This is a genomic window from Enterococcus sp. 12C11_DIV0727, from assembly GCF_002148425.2.
Classification (GTDB): Bacteria; Bacillota; Bacilli; order Lactobacillales; family Enterococcaceae; genus Enterococcus_L; species Enterococcus_L lemimoniae.
Genome location: NZ_CP147248.1, coordinates 731,170 through 754,755 on the forward strand (window position 1 = coordinate 731,170; position 23,586 = coordinate 754,755).

At 37.0% G+C, this 23,586-nt stretch carries 21 protein-coding genes; 5 read left to right on the forward strand and 16 right to left on the reverse strand.

The window, feature by feature from the left end:
* Nucleotides 1-109: 109 nt before the first annotated feature.
* From proC to A5866_RS03610, 4 genes are all read right to left on the reverse strand, one after another.
* Complete coding sequence (proC, locus tag A5866_RS03595) at nt 110-883, reverse strand: pyrroline-5-carboxylate reductase (protein ID WP_086444357.1); 774 nt, start codon at nt 881-883, stop codon at nt 110-112.
* 76 nt (nt 884-959) lie between these two features.
* On the reverse strand, nt 960-2,684 hold the full coding sequence (locus A5866_RS03600) for a phospho-sugar mutase (RefSeq protein WP_086444356.1): 1,725 nt from the start codon (nt 2,682-2,684) through the stop codon (nt 960-962).
* Nucleotides 2,685-2,784: 100 nt separating this feature from the next.
* The gene (locus A5866_RS03605) at nt 2,785-3,510 is read right to left on the reverse strand and encodes a nitroreductase family protein (protein WP_086444355.1); all 726 of its coding nucleotides are present in this window, start codon (nt 3,508-3,510) and stop codon (nt 2,785-2,787) included.
* A gap of 31 nt (nt 3,511-3,541) precedes the next feature.
* Nucleotides 3,542-4,984: a PLP-dependent aminotransferase family protein gene (locus tag A5866_RS03610; protein WP_086444354.1), complete on the reverse strand. Its 1,443-nt coding sequence runs from the start codon at nt 4,982-4,984 to the stop codon at nt 3,542-3,544.
* Nucleotides 4,985-5,309: 325 nt separating this feature from the next.
* On the opposite strand from A5866_RS03610, the gene thiD reads away from it, so the two are divergent.
* Together thiD and A5866_RS03620 are read left to right on the forward strand one after the other, a co-directional pair.
* Nucleotides 5,310-6,134: a bifunctional hydroxymethylpyrimidine kinase/phosphomethylpyrimidine kinase gene (gene thiD / locus A5866_RS03615; RefSeq protein ID WP_086444353.1), complete on the forward strand. Its 825-nt coding sequence runs from the start codon at nt 5,310-5,312 to the stop codon at nt 6,132-6,134.
* Between the two features lie 11 nt (nt 6,135-6,145).
* Nucleotides 6,146-6,694: an ECF transporter S component gene (locus tag A5866_RS03620; RefSeq protein WP_086444352.1), complete on the forward strand. Its 549-nt coding sequence runs from the start codon at nt 6,146-6,148 to the stop codon at nt 6,692-6,694.
* Nucleotides 6,695-6,753: 59 nt separating this feature from the next.
* Here A5866_RS03620 and A5866_RS03625 read toward each other — a convergent pair whose 3' ends face one another.
* From A5866_RS03625 to A5866_RS03655, 7 genes are all read right to left on the reverse strand, one after another.
* Nucleotides 6,754-7,728, reverse strand: a complete 975-nt coding sequence (locus A5866_RS03625) for a permease prefix domain 1-containing protein (RefSeq protein WP_086279284.1) — start codon at nt 7,726-7,728, stop codon at nt 6,754-6,756.
* Nucleotides 7,728-8,057, reverse strand: a complete 330-nt coding sequence (locus tag A5866_RS03630) for a PadR family transcriptional regulator (RefSeq protein WP_086279283.1) — start codon at nt 8,055-8,057, stop codon at nt 7,728-7,730. The genes A5866_RS03625 and A5866_RS03630 overlap by 1 nt, the downstream gene beginning before the upstream one ends.
* 212 nt (nt 8,058-8,269) lie before the next feature.
* The gene (guaC, locus tag A5866_RS03635) at nt 8,270-9,247 is read right to left on the reverse strand and encodes a GMP reductase (protein ID WP_086444351.1); all 978 of its coding nucleotides are present in this window, start codon (nt 9,245-9,247) and stop codon (nt 8,270-8,272) included.
* 193 nt (nt 9,248-9,440) lie between these two features.
* On the reverse strand, nt 9,441-10,811 hold the full coding sequence (locus tag A5866_RS03640) for a uracil-xanthine permease family protein (protein WP_086445520.1): 1,371 nt from the start codon (nt 10,809-10,811) through the stop codon (nt 9,441-9,443).
* 8 nt (nt 10,812-10,819) lie between these two features.
* Nucleotides 10,820-12,190, reverse strand: coding sequence for a guanine deaminase (gene guaD, locus A5866_RS03645; RefSeq protein WP_086444350.1), 1,371 nt, complete (start codon nt 12,188-12,190; stop codon nt 10,820-10,822).
* Nucleotides 12,191-12,370: 180 nt separating this feature from the next.
* Complete coding sequence (locus A5866_RS03650; RefSeq protein WP_176332557.1) at nt 12,371-14,935, reverse strand: DEAD/DEAH box helicase family protein; 2,565 nt, start codon at nt 14,933-14,935, stop codon at nt 12,371-12,373.
* Nucleotides 14,916-15,305: a hypothetical protein gene (locus A5866_RS03655; RefSeq protein WP_086444348.1), complete on the reverse strand. Its 390-nt coding sequence runs from the start codon at nt 15,303-15,305 to the stop codon at nt 14,916-14,918. The genes A5866_RS03650 and A5866_RS03655 overlap by 20 nt, the downstream gene beginning before the upstream one ends.
* 211 nt (nt 15,306-15,516) lie before the next feature.
* Here A5866_RS03655 and A5866_RS03660 point away from each other — a divergent pair, with 211 nt between their 5' ends.
* Entirely contained in the window at nt 15,517-16,143 is a 627-nt protein-coding gene (locus tag A5866_RS03660) for an MBL fold metallo-hydrolase (RefSeq protein ID WP_086444347.1), read from the forward strand.
* Between the two features lie 362 nt (nt 16,144-16,505).
* The gene (locus tag A5866_RS03665; protein WP_086279277.1) at nt 16,506-17,207 is read left to right on the forward strand and encodes a histidine phosphatase family protein; all 702 of its coding nucleotides are present in this window, start codon (nt 16,506-16,508) and stop codon (nt 17,205-17,207) included.
* Between the two features lie 85 nt (nt 17,208-17,292).
* Here the strand turns inward: A5866_RS03665 and A5866_RS03670 are convergent, their stop codons facing one another.
* The 5 genes from A5866_RS03670 to A5866_RS03690 form a co-directional block, all read right to left on the reverse strand.
* Complete coding sequence (locus tag A5866_RS03670) at nt 17,293-18,150, reverse strand: MurR/RpiR family transcriptional regulator (protein ID WP_086279276.1); 858 nt, start codon at nt 18,148-18,150, stop codon at nt 17,293-17,295.
* A gap of 217 nt (nt 18,151-18,367) precedes the next feature.
* Nucleotides 18,368-19,804, reverse strand: coding sequence for a PTS transporter subunit EIIC (locus A5866_RS03675; RefSeq protein ID WP_086444346.1), 1,437 nt, complete (start codon nt 19,802-19,804; stop codon nt 18,368-18,370).
* Nucleotides 19,805-19,823: 19 nt separating this feature from the next.
* On the reverse strand, nt 19,824-20,711 hold the full coding sequence (gene murQ / locus A5866_RS03680; protein WP_086444345.1) for an N-acetylmuramic acid 6-phosphate etherase: 888 nt from the start codon (nt 20,709-20,711) through the stop codon (nt 19,824-19,826).
* A 1-nt stretch (nt 20,712) separates the two neighbouring features.
* Nucleotides 20,713-21,777, reverse strand: coding sequence for a DUF871 domain-containing protein (locus tag A5866_RS03685; protein WP_086444344.1), 1,065 nt, complete (start codon nt 21,775-21,777; stop codon nt 20,713-20,715).
* Nucleotides 21,778-21,978: 201 nt separating this feature from the next.
* Nucleotides 21,979-22,470 carry a PTS sugar transporter subunit IIA gene (locus tag A5866_RS03690; protein WP_086444343.1) on the reverse strand — a complete coding sequence of 164 codons (492 nt, stop codon included), beginning with the start codon at nt 22,468-22,470 and terminating at the stop codon, nt 21,979-21,981.
* Nucleotides 22,471-22,648: 178 nt separating this feature from the next.
* Here A5866_RS03690 and A5866_RS03695 point away from each other — a divergent pair, with 178 nt between their 5' ends.
* On the forward strand, nt 22,649-23,479 hold the full coding sequence (locus A5866_RS03695) for an undecaprenyl-diphosphate phosphatase (RefSeq protein ID WP_086444342.1): 831 nt from the start codon (nt 22,649-22,651) through the stop codon (nt 23,477-23,479).
* Nucleotides 23,480-23,586: the final 107 nt, after the last annotated feature.

The following is a 23,586-nucleotide window of genomic DNA, read 5'->3' on the forward strand; positions in this document are numbered from 1 at the left end:
CTATTATAGCAAACTTTTTTCAAAAGAGGCTATATTTCATTCTTTTAAGCGGAATCAAAAAAACAGGTAGGACAAAACAACGCCCTACTTGCCTTTTCAATTGTTCTTGTTAATTATTTGCTTGTTTAACCGCATCAATCACGGCGTATCTAAATCCATTCTTTTCTAAAGCTGTAACGCCTTTGATCGTACTACCGCCAGGAGAGGTTACACCATCTTTTAATTCACCAGGATGCTTTTTAGTTTCTAATGCTAATTTCGCAGAGCCAAGCATCATCTGAGCAATGACTTCATAAGAAAGTTCACGAGGCATTCCTTCCAAAACAGCGCCGTCCGCTAAGGCTTCCATAAAGATATCCACAAAAGCTGGGCTACATCCGGCAACTGTTCCAAACGTACCTAAAATAACTTCGCTAACTTCTTCAACTTTCCCCAAAGACTCTAGTACACGAACGGCCTCAGCTTTTGTTGGAGCTGGCATATCCGCAAAAACAGCACCGATCATTCCTGCATTGACACTCACTGGTGTGTTGGGAATCGCATGAACAACATGGATTGTTTCACCTAACACAGCTTGAGCTTCTGCCACTGTATGACCTGTAGCTACTGAAATAAGAATGGTATCTTTGGCCATAAATGGTGCTGCTTGTTTTAAAATTTCTAAGACAATTCTAGCTCCGGTTGCAATAAAAATCACCTTACACGCTTTCAATTCATCATAGTCTTTGATCAATTGAAACCCGAGTTTTTCTTGAAGTGCTTCAGCAGTTCCGCTTGAACCGCCTTTTACGAATAAGTTTTCTGGCGCTACTGTTTTGGCTTTTAGCAAACCTTCGATCATCGCACTACCCATGTGACCTGCTCCAATAAATCCAATGTTCATATCCATCACTCCTTATAAATTTACAAATGAAAGGACTGAAGTAATACTGATTTCCAGTTTTTCAGTCCAAATCATTTTATTTGGTTATATCATTGACTGCTTGCTCAAAATTCTTGATTTTTTGATCTACTTCTAATTGTGAAGCAGCTTTAGTAGCTAAATAAAACTTAATCTTAGGTTCCGTTCCTGATGGACGAATGGCAATCCAACTACCATCTTCCAAGAAATATTTTAGCACATCTGAAGGTGGCGTTGTTAAGGATTCGACTTTACCATCCGCAAAGGTTCTCGTTAGTTCTTTAAAATCTTCTGTTTGAGTTACTTTGATATCTGCAAACGCAGTAGGTGCTTCTTCGCGGAATCTTTTCATCAAAGCTTTGATTTTTTCGCTGCCTTCGATGCCACTCAATGTAACTGAAATTGTTTTTTCTTCAAAATAGCCATATTCTTTAAAGATATCTTGTAATCCATCATAAAGTGTTTTTCCTTGTTTCTTGTAGAACGCCGCAACTTCTGCCAATAAAACCAGGGCTTGAATGGCATCTTTATCACGAACAAACGATTTTACTAAATACCCGTAACTTTCTTCAAAACCAAACATGAATGTTTGAGAATGATCGGCTTCATATTGCTCGATTTTTTCCGCAATAAATTTAAATCCTGTTAAAACATCAACCATTTTAGTGTTGTATTTTGCTGTAATTGCTGTAGCTAATTCACTAGAGACAATTGATTTTAAGACAACGGCATTTTCTGGTAGCGTACCTGCTTGTTTGTGTGCTTCTAAAATGTATTGAATCATAATCGAACCTAATTGGTTCCCTGTTAAAACTTGATAAGAACCATTCGGTAACCGAACTGCTGCGCCTAAGCGATCCGCATCTGGATCAGTTGCAATCAATAAATCAGCATCTTCTTTTTCACCTAAACGAATAGCATATTCAAAAGCAGAATGTTCTTCTGGATTTGGTGATTTGACTGTTGTAAAATCTGGATCAGCGATTGCTTGTTCCGGAACAAGTACAAATTTTTCAAAACCAGCTTGCTTTAATGCTTTTTCACCCAACATTTTACCTGTACCGTGTAAAGGGGTATAAACCAGTTTCAATTCTTTCCCCATCTCATTGATTAATTCTTGGTTGATCGTAACGTTTTTGATCTCTTTCAAGTAAGCAGTATCGACTTCTTCCCCAATGATTGAAATTAAGTCACGCTCTTTTGCCTTGTCTTCAGCTAAAACGTCAACTTTTAATGGATTTTCGACTTCGCGAACATACTTTGTTAATGCATCAGCATCAGCGGGCGGCATTTGTCCCCCATCTGCACCATAAACTTTATAACCATTATAAGCAGCCGGATTGTGAGAGGCCGTGATCATGATCCCAGAGAATGCATTGAGATGACGAACAGCAAAAGACAACTCAGGTGTTGGTCGTAAACTTTCAAAAACAAAAGCCGGAATATCATGGTTTGCTAATGTTTTAGCAGCTTCCATTGCAAATTCTGGTGACATGTGGCGTGAATCATAAGCAATCGCCACTCCCCGTCTTTTCGTTTCCATTCCTTCAGCATCCATAAAACGGGCTAACCCTTCAGTTGCTTGACGGATCGTAAAAATATTCATTCGGTTGATCCCTACACCTAAAATGCCGCGCATCCCTGCCGTGCCAAACTCTAATGGTGCATAAAAAGCATCTTGACATTTTTCAGGATCTTCTTTTAAATCTTTCAATTCTTTTTTTAGATTTTCTGGTATATTTTCTTCATTTATCCACTGTTCATAGACTTGTTCCCAAGACATATCAGCACCTCTTTTATCATTTGTTTTCTTACCCACTAGTAAGTATATCATTCTAGCGCTTTTGAGGAAAGCAATGCCTAAAAAGCACTCCTTCTGGTAATTACTTTAACAAGCCTTTAATTTGCAAGAGTTGATCTGTAAGCATTGAAGGTTCAGTAGCAAAGAAATCGGAAATTTTTTGACTCCAGCGTTTGGTTTCTCGTGCTTCTGCAAAGTTTTCCATCGTTTGATCGTATTCTTCAATCAATTGATACACATATGGTTGGTACTTATTATAATGAATGACAGTTGTCTCTGGTAAGCGTGGTTTGACCTGCATTTCTACGATTGGTTGTCCAATACTTAACCCAAATAGTGGAAATGTATGTTCCGGTAGTTCTAGTAATCTGCTAATTTCTTTTCCATGTTTGCGAATACTTCCGACGACGACAGATCCTAACCCAAAGCTTTCAGCAGCAATAACTGCATTTTCAAGTGCTAAGGCGGCATCTGTTGTGGCTAAGATAACTGGTTCGATACTTTCATTTATTGGGTAAGTGCTATCATACGCTTCACTGACCATCTTCGAACGATGGAGATCTCCAATAAAAAGTAAAAAAACCGAACTTTTTTTGATCTGAGGATTGCCAGGATTCCATTCTACTAACTGTTCACGGATTTGCTTGTCTTGAAGTACGATAATACTGTAAAATTGACCATTCATCCAACTAGGTGCCTGTCTTGCCGCATCTAATATTGCTTGTAATTGAGCTTGAGGTATAACATAATTTCCGTCAAAATCACGATAACTGCGGCGATTTTGTAATAATTCAATCGTTTGATTCATAAGAGCGAATCCCTCCTTTTTTTCTATTTTATCATAGTCTGTTTGAGTCCATACTCATTTTTTTAGTTATCTCTCGTAATTTCGTTTCAAATAGTGGGAAATTTATTTCATCTACTCTAGAAAAATTGATCCGGATACTATCTTGATTTTCACTAAAAAAGAAACTAGGTGCAATCAATAGTCCTTCTTGTAAAAAAACAGCCCAGTCTTTTTGTTGTAGTTTCCCCTGCTTCCATTTTGCCCAAATATAAAAACCACCCTCTGGCATCGTGACTTCCCATTCTGATAATTGATCTAGTAGTTGAAATACAGCTTTTCCTCTTTGTTCTAACTTTTGTTTCAGAGACGAAACCTTCATTGGAAAATTTTCATCAGTTAGCGCTAAATTTGCTAATAACTGTGGAAAGATACTTAATGAAAAATCCATCATTTTTCTAGCCTCAGCTAGCTGTTGATTAACAGAAGTTGGTGCACTTAACCAGCCAATCTTGGTTGTCGAACCAAGAATTTTTGAAAGCGACCCGATATAGAGCACATTTTCTGGATCTAATTTTTTTAACGGCTGAATTTTATCTGAGGGAACGAAATTTAATTTAGCAAAAACATCATCTTCTAAAATCGGTATTTGGTAGTTTTGACAAAGTTCTACAAGTGCTTTTCTACGTTTCATCGACATTGTTTTACCTGTAGGATTCTGAAATGACGGATTGACCATAACCATTTTGACGCGATGTTGACGAATCACTTTTTCTAAAGAGAACAAATCAATACCTTCTTGATCCATATTCACTCCGTAAAGACGGATCCCGGCTGCTTGAAAAATGGGAAGCGCATAAAGAAAAGATGGGTCTTCGATCGCAACGCTGTCACCCGATTGCAGCAGTACTTGCAAAATCAAGAATAACGCTTGTTGTGCACCAGAAGTAATCAAAAGACTTTCTGGAGAAAGAGAAAAGCCATATTCCTTTTCCGTTTCATTACTAATTGCTTGTCGCAAAGGATAATAGCCTAAATCATCTTGTTGTTCTTCTTCTAAAAAATGTTTCCAGGTCAGTGGTGGAAATGAAAAACTCGGAATTAGATCTAAGGGTAATTCACCTGTATACAAATCTAAAACGTCATGATCAGACTGTTTGATCAACCTTTCGATCTGTTCTGTGTATGGATCAACTTTAGCAAATACATTTTGTTCTAGATAACGACGCCAGTCCGTTCTTGGCGTGGTACTAATGCCCCATTTTCCTTCATTAACAATCGTACCGCTTCCTTGCTTTCTAAGAATCCAACCTAATGCAACCAATTCATCTAAAGCATGAACGACTGTAGAGCGATTGACTTGAAAGTAAGCAGCTAGTTTTCTTTCTGAAGGTAAACGTTCACCTGGAAGCAGGTCACCGTTTTTTATGTAGGTTAAAATTAGTTCGATAATACTTACGTAGACTGGTACGCCTTTTTCTTTTTTTAGTGACCACATGCTTTTGCCTCCTGTTTTTTTGTTTGGTGGTTTAAAGGATCAACTCTCCCTTTGGTCGTCTTGTACTGCTCAACATCAAATCACTTCGTTCTTTGTGTTTCAAACTAATAGATTACTTTTGGCTGATTAGCGAGATTTGATAAGAGATAAGAGCATGGATCAACTCTCCCTTTGGTCGTCTTGTACTGCTCAACATCAAATCACTTCGTTCTTTGTGTTTCGCAGTAATTGGATGACCTGAAAATAACCCAATTGGCTGTTTTTGTCAACTGATGTTTGTTTTACAATACGTATATCAAAATATTTTCTGAATAGAGGTTGAAGGATGATCAAAAAAGTATTAACAGTTGCTGGTTCTGATTCTAGCGGCGGTGCAGGAATTCAAGCGGATTTAAAAACGTTTGAGGAGTATGGAACTTTTGGTTTTTCAGCTTTAACTAGCATTGTAACCATGGATCCTGATGAAGGGTGGAGTCATTTAGTAACACCAATCGAGCCTGATTTAGTAGAAAAGCAATTGAAAACTATTTTTGCGGGCGGCGCTCTTGATACGATGAAAACAGGGATGCTTGGAACAATCGAAGCAATCGAAATCACTCGCACTTATATTGATAAATTTGCCATGGATAATATTGTGATCGATCCAGTTATGGCTTGTAAAGGGACTAGTGAATTATTACAACCAGAAAATGTGGCAGCGATGACTCGTTTACTTTTACCAAAAGCAACTGTTACCACGCCTAATTTAGTTGAAGCAGGGATTTTATCTGGAATGGGTGATTTGACTTCTATCGACCAAATGAAAGAAGCAGCTAAAAAGATTCTTGATTTAGGACCAAAAAATGTTGTCATCAAAGGTGGCCACCGCTTAAAAACGGATAAGGCAGTCGACCTTTTTTATGATGGAACTGATTTTACTATTTTTGAAAGTGAACTATTTTCAACTGATTATAATCACGGAGCAGGATGTACGTTCGCTGCTGCAGTAACTGCTGGTCTTGCCAAAGGTTATTCAGTTGTTGAAGCCGTTGCCTTAGCTAAAAAATTCGTAGCTGCAGCAATTAAAAATGGACAAAAAATCAATCCATTTCTTGGGCATGTCTGGCATGGCGCGTACAATCATGCATCCAACAGAATGACCAAAAATTAAGGAGTGATCCAATGAATAAACAAAGTTCAACAACGTCTATTGTGCTAGGTGGTTTATTTGCAGCCTTAACCGTTCTTGGTACAATGATTAAAATCCCTATGCCTACTGGCGCATTTGCTCATTTAGGCAATTCTGTTTTATTGTTAGCTGTTCTTTTGATTGGTTATAAAAAAGGCGCTTTAGCTGGTGGCTTAGGTTTTGCAATTTTTGATGTTTTAAATGGCTTTGCCGCTGAAGCACCTTACTTTATTTTAGAAAGCTTTATCGTTGGTGGTGCCGCTGCTTTGATTATTTTGCTTTTCCATCAAAATATTGATACGATTTGGAAAATTATTGTAGTAGCTACAGTAACTGGCATTGCTAAAATTATTATGACTCAAATTAAGAATACTGTGATGGGCCTTTTAGCTGGTGCTGATGTTAATGTGGCTTTTGCAAGCGCCCTATCAAAATTACCTGCAACATTTATTAATGTAGCTACGACAATTGTGATAGTAACGCTCGCTTATTTCCCATTGAAAAAAGCAATGGACGTCATTTTTACAAGGCAATCATTTTAGAGAACCAAACAAAAAACTTCGCCTAATTTGGTAAAATAACCAACTTAAGCGAAGTTTTACTATTTATCATTAGTAAAAATGCTTTCAAGCACCCAAAAGATGATTCCTGAAACTGGGAAAATCACCCAGTTTATTCCCCAATTTCCTAATAGTAACCCCTGACATACAAAGATTCCTACAATAATCGGCCAGTAGATTTTTTCCAGCGTTTCAAACCATGCAGGTCTTCTGCTATTTCGTTCTGCTATTGCTTTAGGACCTGGCTTTCCATCATCTGAAATAAAATAGGTTTGTTCTAGCATTTTAGTGAAACTTCCCATGATAACCCCTCCAAAAATGAAAAAGAAAACACCAAAAGATGCAAAAACTAAGAGACAAGCAATGCCAAAAAACTCATATTCATATAATGTTGCAAAAAAGATAACAGGTATTACCGATAAAATACACAACACCACCCCAGCAACCATACAGAAAATAAATGAACGCTGAAATACTTCTTTTCTCTTTTTCATTTCGTTTTTTACTTGAATTGGAATCAAACGATCATCTAATTTTTTACTTGTATTTGCAATAGTCGTTCCTGCAATAATAAATAGTGGAACGCCAATCGCTGCTCCTAAGAAAATAAACAGCAGCCCAAAACTCTCTGTAATCTCTCCACCATATATTTCCATGTTAGCAAAAAAGGCAGCCACTCCTAACATAATAATCATCACACCTAAACCGATCATTGTCGCAGCTCTGTGATACACTTTAAGAAAATCAACTGATTCGTCAAGAGTGATTTCATTTAATTCGTAGCCCTTCTCATCAATGAATTCTTGTTTAATATTCATTTCTTCCAATAGTTCATCGATTGAACCAAATTCTGCAATCACGCCTCCGATTGCTTCGTTCTCGGATTTTCCTTGACCCTTCAAATCTTCATATCGGTCTTCGGCACTAGCTAATAGATCTTCCTTCAATTGTTTCGTTTGACTTGTTTCTACTACTCCCAAAAATAAACTGTCAATATAATCCCTGATCGTTTTCATTACTTTTCCTCCTTGATGAAGCGTTCAACGACTTTTTTTGTAAGTGTCCACTCTGCTATCTTTTCCTCTAAATAGGTTTGTCCAGATGTTGTGATTTTATAGTATGTTCTTTTTTTCCCATGTGTGATTTGACCTGGAAAAGAGGCTATAAATCCATTTTTTTCTAAACGATTAAAGGCTGAATACAATGTCGTTTCTTTAATTGAATAGTTATTCTCAGAAATTTCCGTGATTCTTTTAGAAATGGCATAACCGTATGAATCACCTTCCTGCAATACAGACAAAATAAATGTATCGTTATAGCCTCTGATTGCATCACTTCCGATCATTGAATCACCTCCGATTACTGCATCTGATGTACTACGTCTGTCGTTGTAATTATCATAGCACGATTACTACGACAGGTAAAGTAAAAATAATCAAAATAAAAAAGAAGCGTAAAATACGCTCCTTTTTTATTGCAAACTCTAACAACTAATTGCTGAGTTGATGGTACGCAATCCTTGGTGATCAAAGGAAGAGAAGCCCCTTGTCTCTTTGATTAAATTGTATCACCATTAAATATTGAATTTTTAACGATCACATAGTCTACTTTACGAATCGCTTCAAGATCACGGCCACCAGCATAAGAAATGGAAGATTGTAAATCTTGCTGCATTTCTACTAGCGTATCCGCCAAACTACCTTTATGTTGGATCCAGATTTTCTTTCCTTCAACATTTTTCTTTTCACCCTTTTGAAATTCAGAAGCACTACCGAAGTATTCTTTATAAACAATCCCGTTTTCTACTTTTGTTTCACCCGGTGATTCCTCATGACCTGCAAATAATGAGCCAATCATCACCATCGTTGCGCCAAAGCGTACTGATTTTGCTACATCACCTGGCGTACGAATCCCGCCATCAGCAATAATTGGTTTTCTAGCTGCTTTTGCACACCAACGTAGTGCTGCTAATTGCCAGCCGCCAGTTCCAAATCCTGTCTTGATTTTAGTGATACAAACTTTACCAGGACCAATGCCGACTTTTGTTGCATCGGCTCCTGCATTTTCTAGTTCACGAACCGCTTCAGGTGTTCCCACATTACCAGCGATAACGAATGTTTCTGGTAAATGTTTTTTCAAATGCTGAATCATATTGATTACGGCATTTGAATGACCATGTGCAATATCGATCGTTACATAATCAGGAACCAAATTACGTTTAGCTAATTCTTCTACAAACCCATACTCAGCTTCCTTTACACCAACACTGATAGATGTGATCAAGCCTTTGGCATTCATTTTTTCGATAAATGGAATACGTGCATTTTCATCGAAACGATGCATAATATAAAAATAATTATTTTTAGCTAAAAATTCTGCAATTTCATCATCAATGATCGTCTGCATATTCGCAGGTACCACTGGCATTTTAAAGGTATGTTTCCCTAATTTTACAACTGTATCACATTCTGAACGACTGTTCACGATACACTTATTTGGGATCAACTGGACATCTTCGTAATCAAAAACTTTCATACTGTATTGCCTCCTAATAGGTTCTAATAAAAACACGCAAAAACACGAACATCAAACCATTAATAGTTCGCATTTTCAAGCACCTCTGTCAATTTACACCATCCATTTGTAAATGTCAAAGGTAAATGCCGAAAAACACATAAACTAAAAGGGTATTATTCGTGTTTTGATTCAAAATAGATTTCCGTCTTTTTTAGACGGCCTTTATTTCTTTCTGTTTGGTTATTTGTTCTTCATTTTTTTCTTCAGGTAAAAGACGATTTAAAAGAATTGCGGCAATCGATGCTGTTGCAACTGATGAACCAAATAGATATTGTAAAAATGATGGGAGTGATTGAATAAATTCTTTAGGAATCAAGGTCAACGCCAATGTTAAGATCATTGGAATCGCAATCACATACATGGCTTTCTCGTTGATTTCAACTTCCTTGATAACTTTCATCCCACTAATCGAAATGATTCCACAAACAATCACAAAAACACCACCAATCACAGGCGCAGGGATTGAAGAAATCAACGTCGATAACTTTCCAGATAAACCAAATACGATAAACCATGCGCCAGCCGCTACAAATACTTTTTTACTTGCAACTCCTGTAATCGAAATAATCCCAGCATTCGTAGAATAGCCTGTTACTGGTGTTGTTCCCAACATGGATGAGATCAGGCAGCCGATTCCTTCTCCGACCACTCCTCGATTGATATTTTCATCTGTTAAAGGTTCTTCACAAACATTGCTGACCGCAAACCAGGTTCCTGTCGTTTCAGCCATTAATACAACATAAATAATCATCATCGTCAAAATTGAAGACAAATCAAATGAAAAGTGAAAATCTACAAACGGCACTTGAGGAACACTAAGTAGCGGTGCATTCTTAACTTGAGATAAATCAAGGATTCCCATAAACTGTGCTGCTATACAGCCAATAACCAAAGCTAAAATCACAGAAGATATTCGGAAAATCCGTCCTTTCCCAGGAAATTGCGATCCGATCATCGCAAACAGCACAAGTGAAACAGCTGCAATCACTGCCAATAAAATATTTTGACCTAAATCTCCAGATGCCATGAAAACATTATCATTCAACGCTACTGGCATTAATGATAAGCCGACAATAAAAATAATAGTGCCACCGACGATGGGCGGTACAAAAGCTTTGATCAAGCGATTAAAAATACCTGTTAATCCTAAAATAATGACTAAGACGGCCCCAATCAAGCTAGCCCCTAAAACAGTCCCCCAGCCGCTTCCGTCTTGATTATTTGCAAAATAAATCCCTGCAATAGCGCCAATTGGAATAAAAGACGGTCCTTGTGCTACTGGCAGTTTCATACAAAAGTAAGATTGAATGATCGTTGCAATCCCTGCAGCAATGAAAGTAGCCTGAATAAGTGCTGATGATTCTTTAGTTGGCAAACCAATAATCGATGCAATAATAAATGGCACAACATAGACATCCATTGCTAAAACATGTTGGATCCCTAAAAGTGCTGACTGTCCAATCGATAGATCATCATTGGGTCCTACGGTTAATTTTGATGTTTTCACTTGATTTTCTGTCATTTTACTTTTCACACCTCTAGCTCTTTTTTATTTTTATCATGAACTTTTCTTCCTTGAATCCAAACTTCATCAATATTTTCAGGTCGAGATAAATACAGAATTTTTTGAAAAATAGCCATTAAAGGTTCTTCTTCCGAAAAAATAGGCAACTCTTTACTATCAATAATTTGAATATCCCAAGCATAGTCGACAGCAATTTTTCCAATTGGTAGACTTAATGATTCACCACCACCGGCAGTTGCGAGATAAAAAGCTTCATTCAAGGTAATGCTTGAACCAGAAACCCCACGTTTTTCACTACAACAATTGTTATCTACCCCATCTTCTAACATTCTAGAAGACATTACTGCTTGTCGAATATTATCAAATAAACTTGGAGAAAACCCGCCAGAAATATCACTTCCTAGACCTACTTCTACTCGATGTTCATGCAATAGTTTAGCAATTGGGGTAACGGCATTACCAAAATATGCATTGGAAATCGGACAATGAGCCACTGCCGTCCCTTTCTCAGCAAATAACTTCATATCTTCATCGGAAAGGAAGCCACAATGAGCCATCACTGATTTTTCTGTCATTAACCCAAAATCATTTAAAGCAAATGCGTCATTTTTTCCAAAACGCTCTTGCACAAAAGTATGCGCCCAATCGCTCTCACTACAATGTGATTGAATGTGAACATTATATTTAGCGGCTAAAGCACCTAATCCTTTTAAAGAGTCATCAGTACAACTTGGAATAAATCGAGGAGTGACAACTGGATATACTCCTTGTGGCGTATTTTTATTTAATTCTAATACTTCTTGAATAAATAATTCCGTTTCTTCAAGTGCTACCGCCGTTGTTGCATCTCGATAGTAAGCAGGATTCTGTTCTAGATCGTCCATCACAACTTTCCCCACTAAGCCTCTTTGACCTTTTTCGCTGCAAATTTCTGCCAAGCGTCGACTTGCTTCACGATGAACCGTGGCAAAATACAAAGCAGTTGTTGTTCCATTTTTGATCAACTTTGTCACTAAATCCGAATAGACGGTTTCTGCAAAGTCACTATCAGCAAATTTTGCTTCTAACGGAAAGGTATACGTGTTGAGCCAGTCATATAATGGTAAATCAAGCGCCGTACCGGCTTGTGCCCATTGTGGAGCATGAATGTGAAGATCGATAAATCCGGGTAGGATAAATTGATCTGGTGCCAATTCTTGAAATTTATTTTTTGCCGAATACTCTTCAATAATCTGATCATATTCTTCTGATTCTGGTGCAATAATCTTGCCGATCACACCTGATTCTGAAATACAAAATAAGCAGTTTTCTAATGTTTTAACATTTTTTGGATCAACACTTGAAAATGCAGTTCCTTTTACAACAAAATTAAACAAACTAAGGACTCCCTTCATAACGATACAAAGAGTATTATATACAATAATTCGTTTTTATTCTATATTTTTTTATCAAAAGATTAAAAAATCGCGCGAAATATCCAAAACACGAACATTAAACCAAAAAAACTTAAACAAAATGAATGAAGCATTTTGTTTAAGTCTTTAAAGAGAACTTTTTTAGATCCAAATGTTTTTTTGGATGACTTCTTTTGGAAGAGAGTTTCTATACAATGTGTGCTTAACAAGCTTAGCTTGGACAAGTTTTTTTCTTCCCTCTAGAGTTCTAGAGTAGATCAAGTTACTTTTACCTGAAAAATAGTGGTTGATTGCACATTGATAGATCATAGCCGTCTTTTTATTTCGACCAAATATCTCTGGTACACTTAGAATCTCAGAGTTTTTTAAATAAATAAAGTAGCGCGGATTCTCTATTGGTGAAAGAACTTCCTTCATTGTAGTATGAAAAAGTCGTTCTTCTTGGTAGTTTGCTTGAGTAAAATAACATGTACATTCACTAGTTGAAACATTGATTGTGATTCTTTTTAAAGCATCTGACTCAAATATGCCAAGCTCCACAAATGTTTCAGTTATACTGAGTACCAGATGACGAATGTGATTGACTTCTTTTTGCCACTCCTTTTTTCCGACATACACTTGATAGGTTTCCAAAACTTTTTCTCTATTGAAAGTCGCTAAAATTGCTAATCCATCCACACCAAAAATCATACCGCCCAAAATAGGATCCGCAATCATAGAGAAAATGCCAGCAATTGACAAAACAGCAATTCCTATCCCTGAATAAAGTCGCCCTTTATCAAAATATTTAGCCGCTTGCGGCTTAACGACTAACAAAGGTGTGGTAGGTTTATCTTCAGCTTGTTTTCTAATGATTAAAGGCATTGTCAAATGATTCCCTTTTTCTAACCCTTGCTTCCAACGTTGTTCCAACTGTTCTCTTTCATTGCACCAATACAGCATCTCTTGGTTGTAGACCGCAATTTCTTTTCCGGAACTAACACTTATTAAGTCGAAACGTTCTACACCACTTTCAATAACCGGCTGTGTCTCAAAAGTTAACCCACAGATGTATCCCATACGCTTCATGATTCGGTTAAGGTCTATTTGCTTAGAAAAGTCTAGTCCAGGTAGGACAACTGCTAAATGCCAGATATTCGTTGTTTTTCCTTTCTTATGCATTCGTAAGCCACGCCCTCTTAATTGCTGAGTTTGAGTAAATGAAGTAGAGTGATTTGCTAAAACAACCGTATTGATTGCAGGACAGTTCCAACCTTCCCCAAATAAACTACTAGTTCCGATCAGTAATTGAATCGCTTTTTGATCCACTAACTCTGTTACAATTGTTAAAGCTTTTGAACGCATTTGTTCATTAGAATAAACAACAACATATTCACTAAAATAAGGATGCTCGGTAATCTTGATTGAAATGTCGGAAAATAAGGTTTGAAATTCTTTTGAAATAATTAAAAATTCGCCACAAACTGCCGCTAAATTTACATCTTCACTGAAAAAAGGAACTAGATAATCGAATATTGGGATCAAGCCGTACTCCAACTCACCATTTTTCCCAGCTAGAACCTCTTTTTTTATAAAATCTGTTAAAACTAACCCACAAAGCTCACGCCCCATTTTCTCATATTCACAAAGTAATATACGACAGATCGCTTCTTTTTTTTCAACTGGCGCTTGGTTTACTATGCGATCTGAAAATTCTGGAAACAATTGTAACTGATTTTGGACTAGCCAACCTTTACTTTCTAAATAAGTAAATAAAGATAACTTGGGATCGCAGTCGTATAAATAAGTCAGCAAATGAATCATATGTTTTTTTTCAAGTGTTGGGAAGGATAATTTTTCCCCTTGCGAACGTGACACACCTAACATGTGCCAATGTTGCTCCTCTAATTGATAACCATGTAAATGCAAAAATAATAAAGCACTTAAATAAACATCAAAAAATTGATAGATAAATTCCTCTTGTTCTATTGGATTTTGGATAAAGTCTTTTTGCAACAGACAGTTTGAAATCTCAGTGCTTGCAGCAATTGTTTCAACGATTTCAGATTGATTTTGCATAAATTCTTCGTAACGTGCAACGATCCCTGTAGGTGCTGAAACTAAATAAAGATAGTCTTGGTGTGGCGCTAGCGCTTGCTCTTTAATTAGTTGAGGAATCGCTATTTCTTCATCAATAGGTCCATTTAAAAGTTGATATTGCTGCCATTCTTGTAAGTCAGCATCATATGGCGGCGTAGCTGTTAACGAAACAGTAATTAATTCAGGGGCTTCAATTTTTAAAGCAAGTAACACTTCTCCCCAGCTCTTCTTTAAGTGGTGTGCTTCATCTAAAACTAAAACACCGATTTTTTCTCTTTTAAAAAATGTTGGATCATTTTTTAATCGACTGTAAATCGTCTGATAGGTTTCAACTGTATTCATTTTTAATGAATCAATCGAATCAGAAACCTCAGATCGATCAGCTGTTTTTTTCAAAAATATCGTTTGTATTGTCCTAATCCATTGCTGCTTCAGTACTAAAGATGGCACTAAAATCAAGGTTTTCTCATTCAACTGGCGAATGATTTCGATTCCCAAGTATGTTTTACCTGAACCAGGAGGTACAACAAGATGAACCGACTGATTCTCCTTGTAGTTTGGTAGTCGTTCCAATAATTGCTTTTGGTATTTACGCCACGTTACAGTTTCACTTGTTAGAATCGTCATGAATTTTTTGTACATCCTTTCCTTGATTTCTTTGTTCCAAACGATCGATTTTTTCATGTAGTTCAGTAATTGTCTTTTGCAATTCATCATGCATAGTATCGTGCTTTTTATGTAACGTAGTCAAGCTATGATGAATAAGCGTACCACTTCCAGCTGCCAAAGAAGCTCCTAGAGCACTTAAAACATTCGTATAATTTCCCAGTATCAACTGCACATTAGCAGAAGGTTGCACATTTTTCAATATAGGTATCCACATAGTCAGTACCGCAAAAACTACTAAGTAGAAAAATAGGAATAAATAAATAAAAATAGACAGTTTACTTGATAATAAAGTCGGTATAGACGTTAAAAATTGATTGATTTTCTTCATTTTTATTGACTCCTTTTTTGTAGGTTACTAATAGAACACTTATTCATTATGAGTGATAGTAAAATAAAAGTAAACCTGTCGTATATTTTACAACAAGCGCTATTTTTGCTACTTATTTAAAAATCAAAACAAAAATGGCTCCACCTTTTGATTCTAGTCAAAGTTGCGTTATACTTGAAGAAGAATCTTATTAACTAGGAGGCAACAAACTATGTTGAAAATCGAAAGAATACAAACTGGCGTGATCCAAGAAAATTGTTACTTAATTTATAACGATACAAACCTTTTAATTATTGATCCTGGTGATGAAGCAACTAAAATAGCAGCACTTATCAAAAAAACAGGTAAAAAGCCAATCGCAATTTTACTGACCCATACCCACTATGATCACATCGGTGCGGTTGAAGAGTTGCGTCATCTTTACAATATTCCAGTGTATGTCAGCCCGCTTGAACAAGAGTGGCTTTCAAACCCAATCTTCAATTTATCTGGTCTTGGCCGTCATAACGATATTGCCGATATTATCGTCCAACCTGCAGAAGTAGAATTTGAATTAACTGATTATAATTTAGGCGGAATCAACTTTTCTGTTTTACCGACACCTGGTCATTCAATTGGAAGTGTTAGTTTTGTTTTTGATGATTTTGTAGTTACAGGAGATGCGCTATTCAAAGGTAGTATTGGTAGAACGGATTTACGCACAGGAGATATGCAGCAATTGTTGCACAGTATCACTACTTATCTTTTCACTTTGCCAGACGAGTTCCCTGCCTATCCTGGTCATGGCGACGCAACAACGATCGAACATGAGAAAAAAACAAATCCTTTTTTTAATTAACTCTTTTTAAACTCGTTGATTTACTTTGAGACACAGTGAATAAAATGAACTGATGTTGAAAATTACAAGATGTAACGAAGCGAAATGTTGTTACCATGTATTATCTAGCTTCGCGGGCTAATCTCTCGAAAAAAAGATAAAAATTAACTGTGATAAAGAAACATCACAGTTAATTTTTCCTATTTTTCAGTCGAGACTGAACGAGCCCACTACGCTTTTAGTGTTATCTAGCTTCGCAGGCTAGCGCTTCGAGAAAAAGATAAATTCCGAATGAGGTAAAGAACACCTCAGTCGGAATTCCCTATTTTCTTGTCAGAGTTGAGCGAACCTGCTGCGCTTTTAATTTAAGGAGGAAATTTGAGATGAATGAACCTACAACGTTATATATTATTCGTCATGGTAAAACAATGTTCAATACGATTGGTAGAACACAAGGTTGGTCGGATACACCATTGACTAAAGAAGGTGAAGAAGTCATTCACTATTTAGGTCTTGGTCTGAGCAATACGGAGTTCAAAGAAGCTTACTCTAGTGACAGTGGACGTGCTATGCAGACTGCTCGAATCATTTTACATGAGCATTCTAATGGTCAAGCAATTCCATATGGCACTGACAGCCGTATTCGCGAGTGGTGTTTCGGTTCTTTAGATGGTGGATACGATGGTGAACTTTGGGGAGTTGTACCTAGAATCTTAGCGTTTAAAAACTATGAAGATATGATGACCAATAGAATCAGTTATAAAGATCTAGCGGATGCTATCATTGCGGCCGACACTGCAAATTGGGCGGAACCTTATGAAAAAATTCGTGAACGAGTTTGGAGCGGATTTGAAGATATTGCTCATCATCGTGAGAAAGATGGCGGAGGCAACGTGATGATCGTTTCTCATGGTTTGACGATTTCATTTTTAATGTCCTTAATTGATGATAGTTTGCCAATGCAAATTGGTTTGGAAAATGGCAGTGTAACAAAACTTATCTATGAAAATGGGAAATTTACGATCGATACAGTCAATGATACTCATTATATTGATGATGGACGCCGGATTTCCACTCAGTATTGATGACCTTCAAAATAGACTATAAAAAGCAGCTATTGCTTTTTATAGTCTATTTTTTCTGATTTACAAATTAAATTTACTAAAATCCTCAATTCAATTCCTTTTTTACAATGCCAACGGCGCCTCTAGAATGCTTGATTTGCGTCAACGTTTCTTCGTAATTTTTAGCAGCATAAGCGAAAAAAAGTACATCCACAACATAGAGCTGAGCTGTCAATGATACAGTTGCCGCACTTCTTAATGGCGCTTCTCCACCAATAGGAGTCAATAATAAAATTGTGCTCTTTTGTGCTAATGCAGAGTCACTATTGGCAGTTAACCCGATCACTGTCAGACCTTTTTCAATGGCAAGATCAGCCAATGCATTGGTTTCTTGATTTGAACCTGAGTTTGAGACTCCGATAAAAATCCCTTTCAAGCGATTCGTTCCAATTGCAGAAGCGAATAAGTGATGATCCATTGTAAAAAACACACTTAACCCAAGACGCGTAAATTTTTGATAGATATCTTGTGCCACTAACGATGAAGCCCCTAACCCGTACACAAAAATGATCTCAGTAGTCTCAAGCTCGCTAACAGCTTCATCGATGGCTTGATCGTCTAGATGCTCATTCGTTCTTTCTAAGATATGAATCAAACGATGCTGGAGCTTTTCTTTGATTGCAGCTGTTGTTTCACCATCTTCAACCTCAGTATTCATTGGCGTGTCCACTGCTCCCAAGTTGGCTGAAAGCAGTAACTTTAAATCAGTAAAACCGCTAACTTCGATCGAGCGGCAAAAACGAATAATTGCTGCTGGACTTGATCCAGCTTTTTTGGCCAACTCTTGAGCACTTAAATTAATAACTTCACTTGTATTTTTCAAAATATACTCTGCCACTTTTTGTTCAGATCCAGGCAAATGGTCAAAATGATCTTGTATCGTTAAAATTATATTTTGCTGCATGGCCTACACATCCTTCTTTTATGCAAAAATCAAACTAAACTTAATAGAGAAATTTCGGCAAGATACTCTTCCATTATAGCTAAAAATAAGTAGAAAAGGAATCTATTCGCCAAACTGAAGTCACTTTTTGTAAAAAAATAACTGATCTCTTTCCATTTAGCAGTCAAAGTACCACAAATTAGGAGATCAGTTGTTTTTCAGTTGTTAAAATAACGTTTTATTTTTCTTGTAGATCTTTTGGAATCCCAAAGAAAAATGTTGCAACAAATCCACCAGCATAAGCAGCCAATAATCCTAAAACATAGGCTAACCATTGGTTGTTAGCAATCAGTGGAATCAACGCTACTCCACTTGGCCCGATTGCGATCGAGCCGACATTTCCAAAAGCACCGATCACGGCTCCGCCGATCCCACCACCAATACACGCTGTAATAAACGGACGTCCTAAAGGCAATGTTACACCATAGATCAATGGCTCACCAATTCCTAAAATACCCACTGGTAATGCACCTTTGATCATTTCAACTAGTTTTGTATCTGATTTACAACGAATCCATAATGCTAAAGCAGCACCGACTTGACCTGCACCTGCCATCGCAAGGATTGGTAGTAATAATGTCATGCCAGTTTGAGCAATCATTTCAATATGGATTGGCGTTAAAATTTGATGCAGACCAAACATAACCATTGGTAAGAAGGTTGCACCTAAAGTGAAACCAGCTAGCATACCACCTTTTTCTAAAACAACATTGATTACACCTACCAAACTATTAGAAATCAATCCAGCTACCGGCATGATTAGGAAAATCGTAATTAACCCAATCACAAGCAAAGAAACTGTTGGTGTAATGATAATATCAATTGAATCTGGAATAATTTTATGGAGTTGTTTTTCAATCAATGAAAGTAACCAAACTGCAAAAATCACGCCAATAATTCCGCCTTGACCTGCTGATAAAGTTCCACCAGTCAAAATATTAGGTAGTGGTGCTTCTGGATTCATTCCTGTTAACATCGTTACAGCACCAATCACGCCCCCAAGCGCTGGTGTTGCACCAAATTCACTTGCACTATTGATCCCAGTGTATAATGCTAAATAAGCAAAAATACCATTTTTGATAATATTTAATACATCAATATATTGTTGCCAAGAGTCTCCAATTGTGCCGGCAACTAATAAATTGGACATAACTGCGGCTATACCACCGATGATCCCTGCACCTACAAAAGCTGGAATCAACGGAACAAAAATATTAGAAATGGATTTCAAAACGGCTTTGAATCCAGAGTTATTTTTATTTTTTTCTTTCTGAGCTGCTTTGACTTGAGCTGCCTTTTCTTCCACTAACTGCTTCCCTGATTGCGTTATTTTCGGTTCAGGGAAAGGTTCTCCTAATTTTACACCCGCCATATCGACCATTTCTTGAGCTACTTTATTCACGGTTCCAGGCCCGATCACAACTTGCAGTGTATCGTCTTCAACCACACCCATTACGCCGTCAATTTCTTTTAATTCTTCTAATTTCACTTTATCATAATCCCGAATATCCATCCGGACACGTGTCATACAATGACGCAATTTTAAGACATTTTCCTGCCCACCTACCTCTTCATAAATTTCCCTAGCCAGACGTTTGATTTTATCTTCTGTCATGTCTTTTCCTCCTCATTTTTTAAATGGTATTTTTGATAAAATTATTGCCTTGTATTAATTTTTCTGTTGCTGCTTCTTTTGAAGAATTTGTCAGTAACATGACAATTGCTAATTTCACATTTTCATCGGCTTTGATAAAATAAGCTGCTGCAGTTTCGTAATCACAGTTTGTTGCTTCCATGATGATTCGTTTTGATCGTTCAACTAGTTTTTCATTTGTCGGTTTCACATCCACCATCAAATTATTGTATACTTTGCCAATTCCAATCATCGAAATCGTTGAGAGCATATTTAAGATCAATTTTTGCGCCGTTCCTGATTTCAAGCGAGTTGAACCTGTTAAGAATTCTGGTCCAGCATCGACTTCGATTGGAAATTTAGCATAGCGGCTGATTTCAGCATCTTTATTACATGAAATCGAACCCGTAACGGCACCAACTGAATCTGCATAAACCAATCCACCAATCACATAGGGGGTTCGACCACTTGCAGCAATACCAATTACAACATCTTTATTTGTCAATCCCAGCGCTTTTAAATCATTTTGTCCGAACGCTTTAGAATCTTCTGCCCCTTCTACTGCCACTGTCATGGCTTCTTGACCACCCGCAATCAAACCTTGAACCATCTCAGGTGAAACTCCGAAAGTCGGAACACACTCTGCTGCGTCCAATACACCTAAACGTCCACTTGTTCCGGCTCCCATATAAATCAATCTGCCACCGGCATTGAAAGCAGCAATAATCGATTGTATTACTGGTTCCATTTGTGGAAGTGCTTGTTTGACGGCTATTGCAACCTTTTGATCTTCTTGATTCATTTTCTCTAAAGCATCTTTTATTGTTAGTTCATCTAAATTCATTGTTTCCTGATTTCTTCGTTCAGTCGTTAATTTTTCTAAATCCATCTTATAGTGACTCCTTCTCAATTAAATTAAACGTTTTACCTGCGCTGATCAATTTAAGCAAAGAGTGATCTTCGGCTACAACTTTTGCTACAACATTGATCTTTTTATTTGCTGGCAACTGTTTTTTCACGATTTGTATTTCTCCCATATATCTCCCGTATTGAAAATTATCAATGGTCACGCTACCTATTTCACGCTCTCTTAACGTTTCTGGTTCGATCCTATTTATTTCCTTAAACCGTGCAGTTGCACTTCGGATTACATCCCGGGCTTCATCTTGACGATTAACATGTGTACCCAAAATAAGTGAATAGTAATCACTCCCCACAGGTTCTACTTCTAACTGCACTATTTGATCACAATTGTATCTAGCAAATTGCTGTATAGTTCGTTCGTTTATTTCAGGATCACCTAGATAAACACCTTCTATCTGATCATTTTCTTGTAGTTCAATCGCTGCTGCAAATGGGTTTTGGTAACGATGTTTTTCGAGTGTAGGTAATCCTTCATATAAAGGACCTCTTAGTTTCTTATTGCCCGGAACAAATGCAAAAACTTTAAATCCTGATTCTTGTAGCCAGCTATTTTTTTCTCTAAAAAAGGTACTGGACAAACCTGTTTCAGGTCTAGGGTAATAATTATGCCAAGCTTCAAATTTTGAAAAATCCACTTTAAGCATCTGCAATTCTTGGACATCTTGCGCAGTAATTGTACTGGCGTTTAAACCAATATTTAGATGGCGAGAGGCTTCAGCAATTACTTGATTTGAAATAGCATAGTCCATACGCAAGCCAGTAACGCCTATTGAAGTAATCTCATCCAAACGGTCAAATGAAAACCCTGCGTGTATCAGTGCTTCGCCTGAAATATCGACCATTAACTTCATATCCAATTTTTGAGCAATCGAACCAAGCTCTCTTAGCCGTTGATGGTACAAAGCAGAGTCGTCTTCCGGGATGTGTAACGAAGTAAAGATTCCATTAAAGCCAACTTCACTCATTTTTTGAATATAGTTGCGTGTGTCATCGGTGATCTCTTCGCCTAAAAATACTGAAATACCATACATTTTTATTTGCTCCCTCCTAATCCGCTTTCATTATAAAACAAATGAAATAATATTTCAACTTATTTATCATAGATATAATATAAATAAAATTATTTTTCAAATCAGAATAGAAAATAAGGCTGGAATATCACTCTAAGAGTCATATTCCAGCCTTACATAAACTGAATCACATGTTGTTTTAAGCTTAGCCTGATTGATTAGCTATGCTTTAGCAAGACCAACTTCATCGCCAGCCTTTACAAAGCCTGTTTTATTAAGTTCAAAGCTCTTCACCTTATCCATATTGGTGATCACAACAACCATATCTGTTGCTTTGCCAGCAGATTTGATCGCTTCTAAATCAACTGCTGCAATTTGTGTCTCTTGTGATACTCTAGTTCCTTCACTAACTTTTATATCAAATGGTGTTCCATTAAGTTCAACCGTATCGATTCCCATGTGTAACAAAATTTCAAGCCCATTCGCCATTTTCATACCGACAGCATGTTTTGTTTGAAACACACTTAGGATCTCCCCTACTATTGGTGAATAGATAGCTCCTGATTCAGGAAGAACTGCAAAACCGTCTCCCATCATTTTTTGTGAAAAAACAGGATCATTTACATCGCTTATTGGGATCAATTCTCCTGTAGCTACTGCGTATAGCGTTTCATTTAATTGAACTGGTTCTTTCTTCTTCAAAAATCCAAACATATTTTCTCCTCCAACTTTTATGAATAGTAATAGTATAGAAAATTCTTTGAATAATTACAATACAGAACAGACCAGTATCTAAATTTTTCTATTGGTCATGAAAACTTAGTTGGTTTTTCTGATCGTAAAAGGTATACTATTAGTGATTGACTATTTTATGCTGGAAAGGATTGAACCTATGCTTTTATCAAATTTATGGAAAGCAATTATTTTAGGCATTATCGAAGGAGTCACCGAATGGCTCCCTATTAGTAGCACCGGACATTTGATCTTGGTCGATGAATTCATTAAAATGAATCTCAGCAAAGATTTCATGGAAATGTTCAATGTCGTAATCCAACTTGGTGCGATCATGGCTGTGGTTGTTCTTTATTTCCACAAGCTAAATCCATTTTCACCTCAAAAAAGCGAGACAGAAAAGAAAGATACTTGGATTCTTTGGTCAAAAGTTATTGTGGCTTGTGCACCAGCTGCAATCATCGGTATTCCACTTGATGATTGGTTGGAAGCCAAATTTCATAACTTCTTTACTGTTGCACTGATGCTGATCGTTTATGGAATCGCCTTTGTGGTCATCGAAAAAAGGAATCGAGATCGTAAACCAAAATGTACCGATTTAAGAGACTTTACCTATAAAGCCGCAGCAATCGTCGGGTTCTTCCAAGTGCTCTCATTAATCCCTGGTACTTCACGTTCAGGAGCAACGATTCTTGGTGCAATTATTATTGGAGCTTCACGTTTTGTCGCAACAGAATTTTCATTTTTCCTTGGAATTCCGGTCATGTTTGGAGCAAGCTTTTTGAAAATTGTAAAGTTCGTAATGAAAGGAAATTCATTTGGCTTTACTGAAACTTTCATTCTATTAGTTGGCTCGATTGTAGCATTTGTTGTTTCAATTATTGTAATCAGGTTCTTATTGAACTACTTAAAACGCAACGATTTCACCGCTTTTGGTTGGTACCGAATTGTATTAGGTGTGCTACTCATAAGTTACTGGCTATTTTCATAATAACATTTAGAACCGATTTAATCGGTTCTTTTTTTATGCGGATTAAAACTATATTTTTTAGAACTTGTTTATTTATTATAGAATTACCTTGAATCATGTTGATAATG

Coding starts and splice junctions, on each gene's coding strand:
- A5866_RS03675 (WP_086444346.1), bottom strand. CDS start 19,804: ATGACAGAAGATAAAATCAAACGTCTGGCTAGGGAAATTTATGAAGAG.
- A5866_RS03625 (WP_086279284.1), bottom strand. CDS start 7,728: ATGAAAACGATCAGGGATTATATTGACAGTTTATTTTTGGGAGTAGTA.
- proC (WP_086444357.1), bottom strand. CDS start 883: ATGAACATTGGATTTATTGGAGCAGGTCACATGGGTAGTGCGATGATC.
- A5866_RS03605 (WP_086444355.1), bottom strand. CDS start 3,510: ATGAATCAAACGATTGAATTATTACAAAATCGCCGCAGTTATCGTGAT.
- A5866_RS03665 (WP_086279277.1), top strand. CDS start 16,506: ATGAATGAACCTACAACGTTATATATTATTCGTCATGGTAAAACAATG.
- A5866_RS03660 (WP_086444347.1), top strand. CDS start 15,517: ATGTTGAAAATCGAAAGAATACAAACTGGCGTGATCCAAGAAAATTGT.
- A5866_RS03630 (WP_086279283.1), bottom strand. CDS start 8,057: ATGATCGGAAGTGATGCAATCAGAGGCTATAACGATACATTTATTTTG.
- A5866_RS03690 (WP_086444343.1), bottom strand. CDS start 22,470: ATGTTTGGATTTTTGAAGAAGAAAGAACCAGTTCAATTAAATGAAACG.
- A5866_RS03655 (WP_086444348.1), bottom strand. CDS start 15,305: ATGAAGAAAATCAATCAATTTTTAACGTCTATACCGACTTTATTATCA.
- thiD (WP_086444353.1), top strand. CDS start 5,310: ATGATCAAAAAAGTATTAACAGTTGCTGGTTCTGATTCTAGCGGCGGT.
- A5866_RS03610 (WP_086444354.1), bottom strand. CDS start 4,984: ATGTGGTCACTAAAAAAAGAAAAAGGCGTACCAGTCTACGTAAGTATT.
- murQ (WP_086444345.1), bottom strand. CDS start 20,711: ATGGATTTAGAAAAATTAACGACTGAACGAAGAAATCAGGAAACAATG.
- A5866_RS03650 (WP_176332557.1), bottom strand. CDS start 14,935: ATGACGATTCTAACAAGTGAAACTGTAACGTGGCGTAAATACCAAAAG.
- A5866_RS03640 (WP_086445520.1), bottom strand. CDS start 10,811: ATGACAGAAAATCAAGTGAAAACATCAAAATTAACCGTAGGACCCAAT.
- A5866_RS03685 (WP_086444344.1), bottom strand. CDS start 21,777: ATGTATGGTATTTCAGTATTTTTAGGCGAAGAGATCACCGATGACACA.
- A5866_RS03600 (WP_086444356.1), bottom strand. CDS start 2,684: ATGTCTTGGGAACAAGTCTATGAACAGTGGATAAATGAAGAAAATATA.
- A5866_RS03670 (WP_086279276.1), bottom strand. CDS start 18,150: ATGCAGCAAAATATAATTTTAACGATACAAGATCATTTTGACCATTTG.
- A5866_RS03620 (WP_086444352.1), top strand. CDS start 6,146: ATGAATAAACAAAGTTCAACAACGTCTATTGTGCTAGGTGGTTTATTT.
- guaC (WP_086444351.1), bottom strand. CDS start 9,247: ATGAAAGTTTTTGATTACGAAGATGTCCAGTTGATCCCAAATAAGTGT.
- A5866_RS03695 (WP_086444342.1), top strand. CDS start 22,649: ATGCTTTTATCAAATTTATGGAAAGCAATTATTTTAGGCATTATCGAA.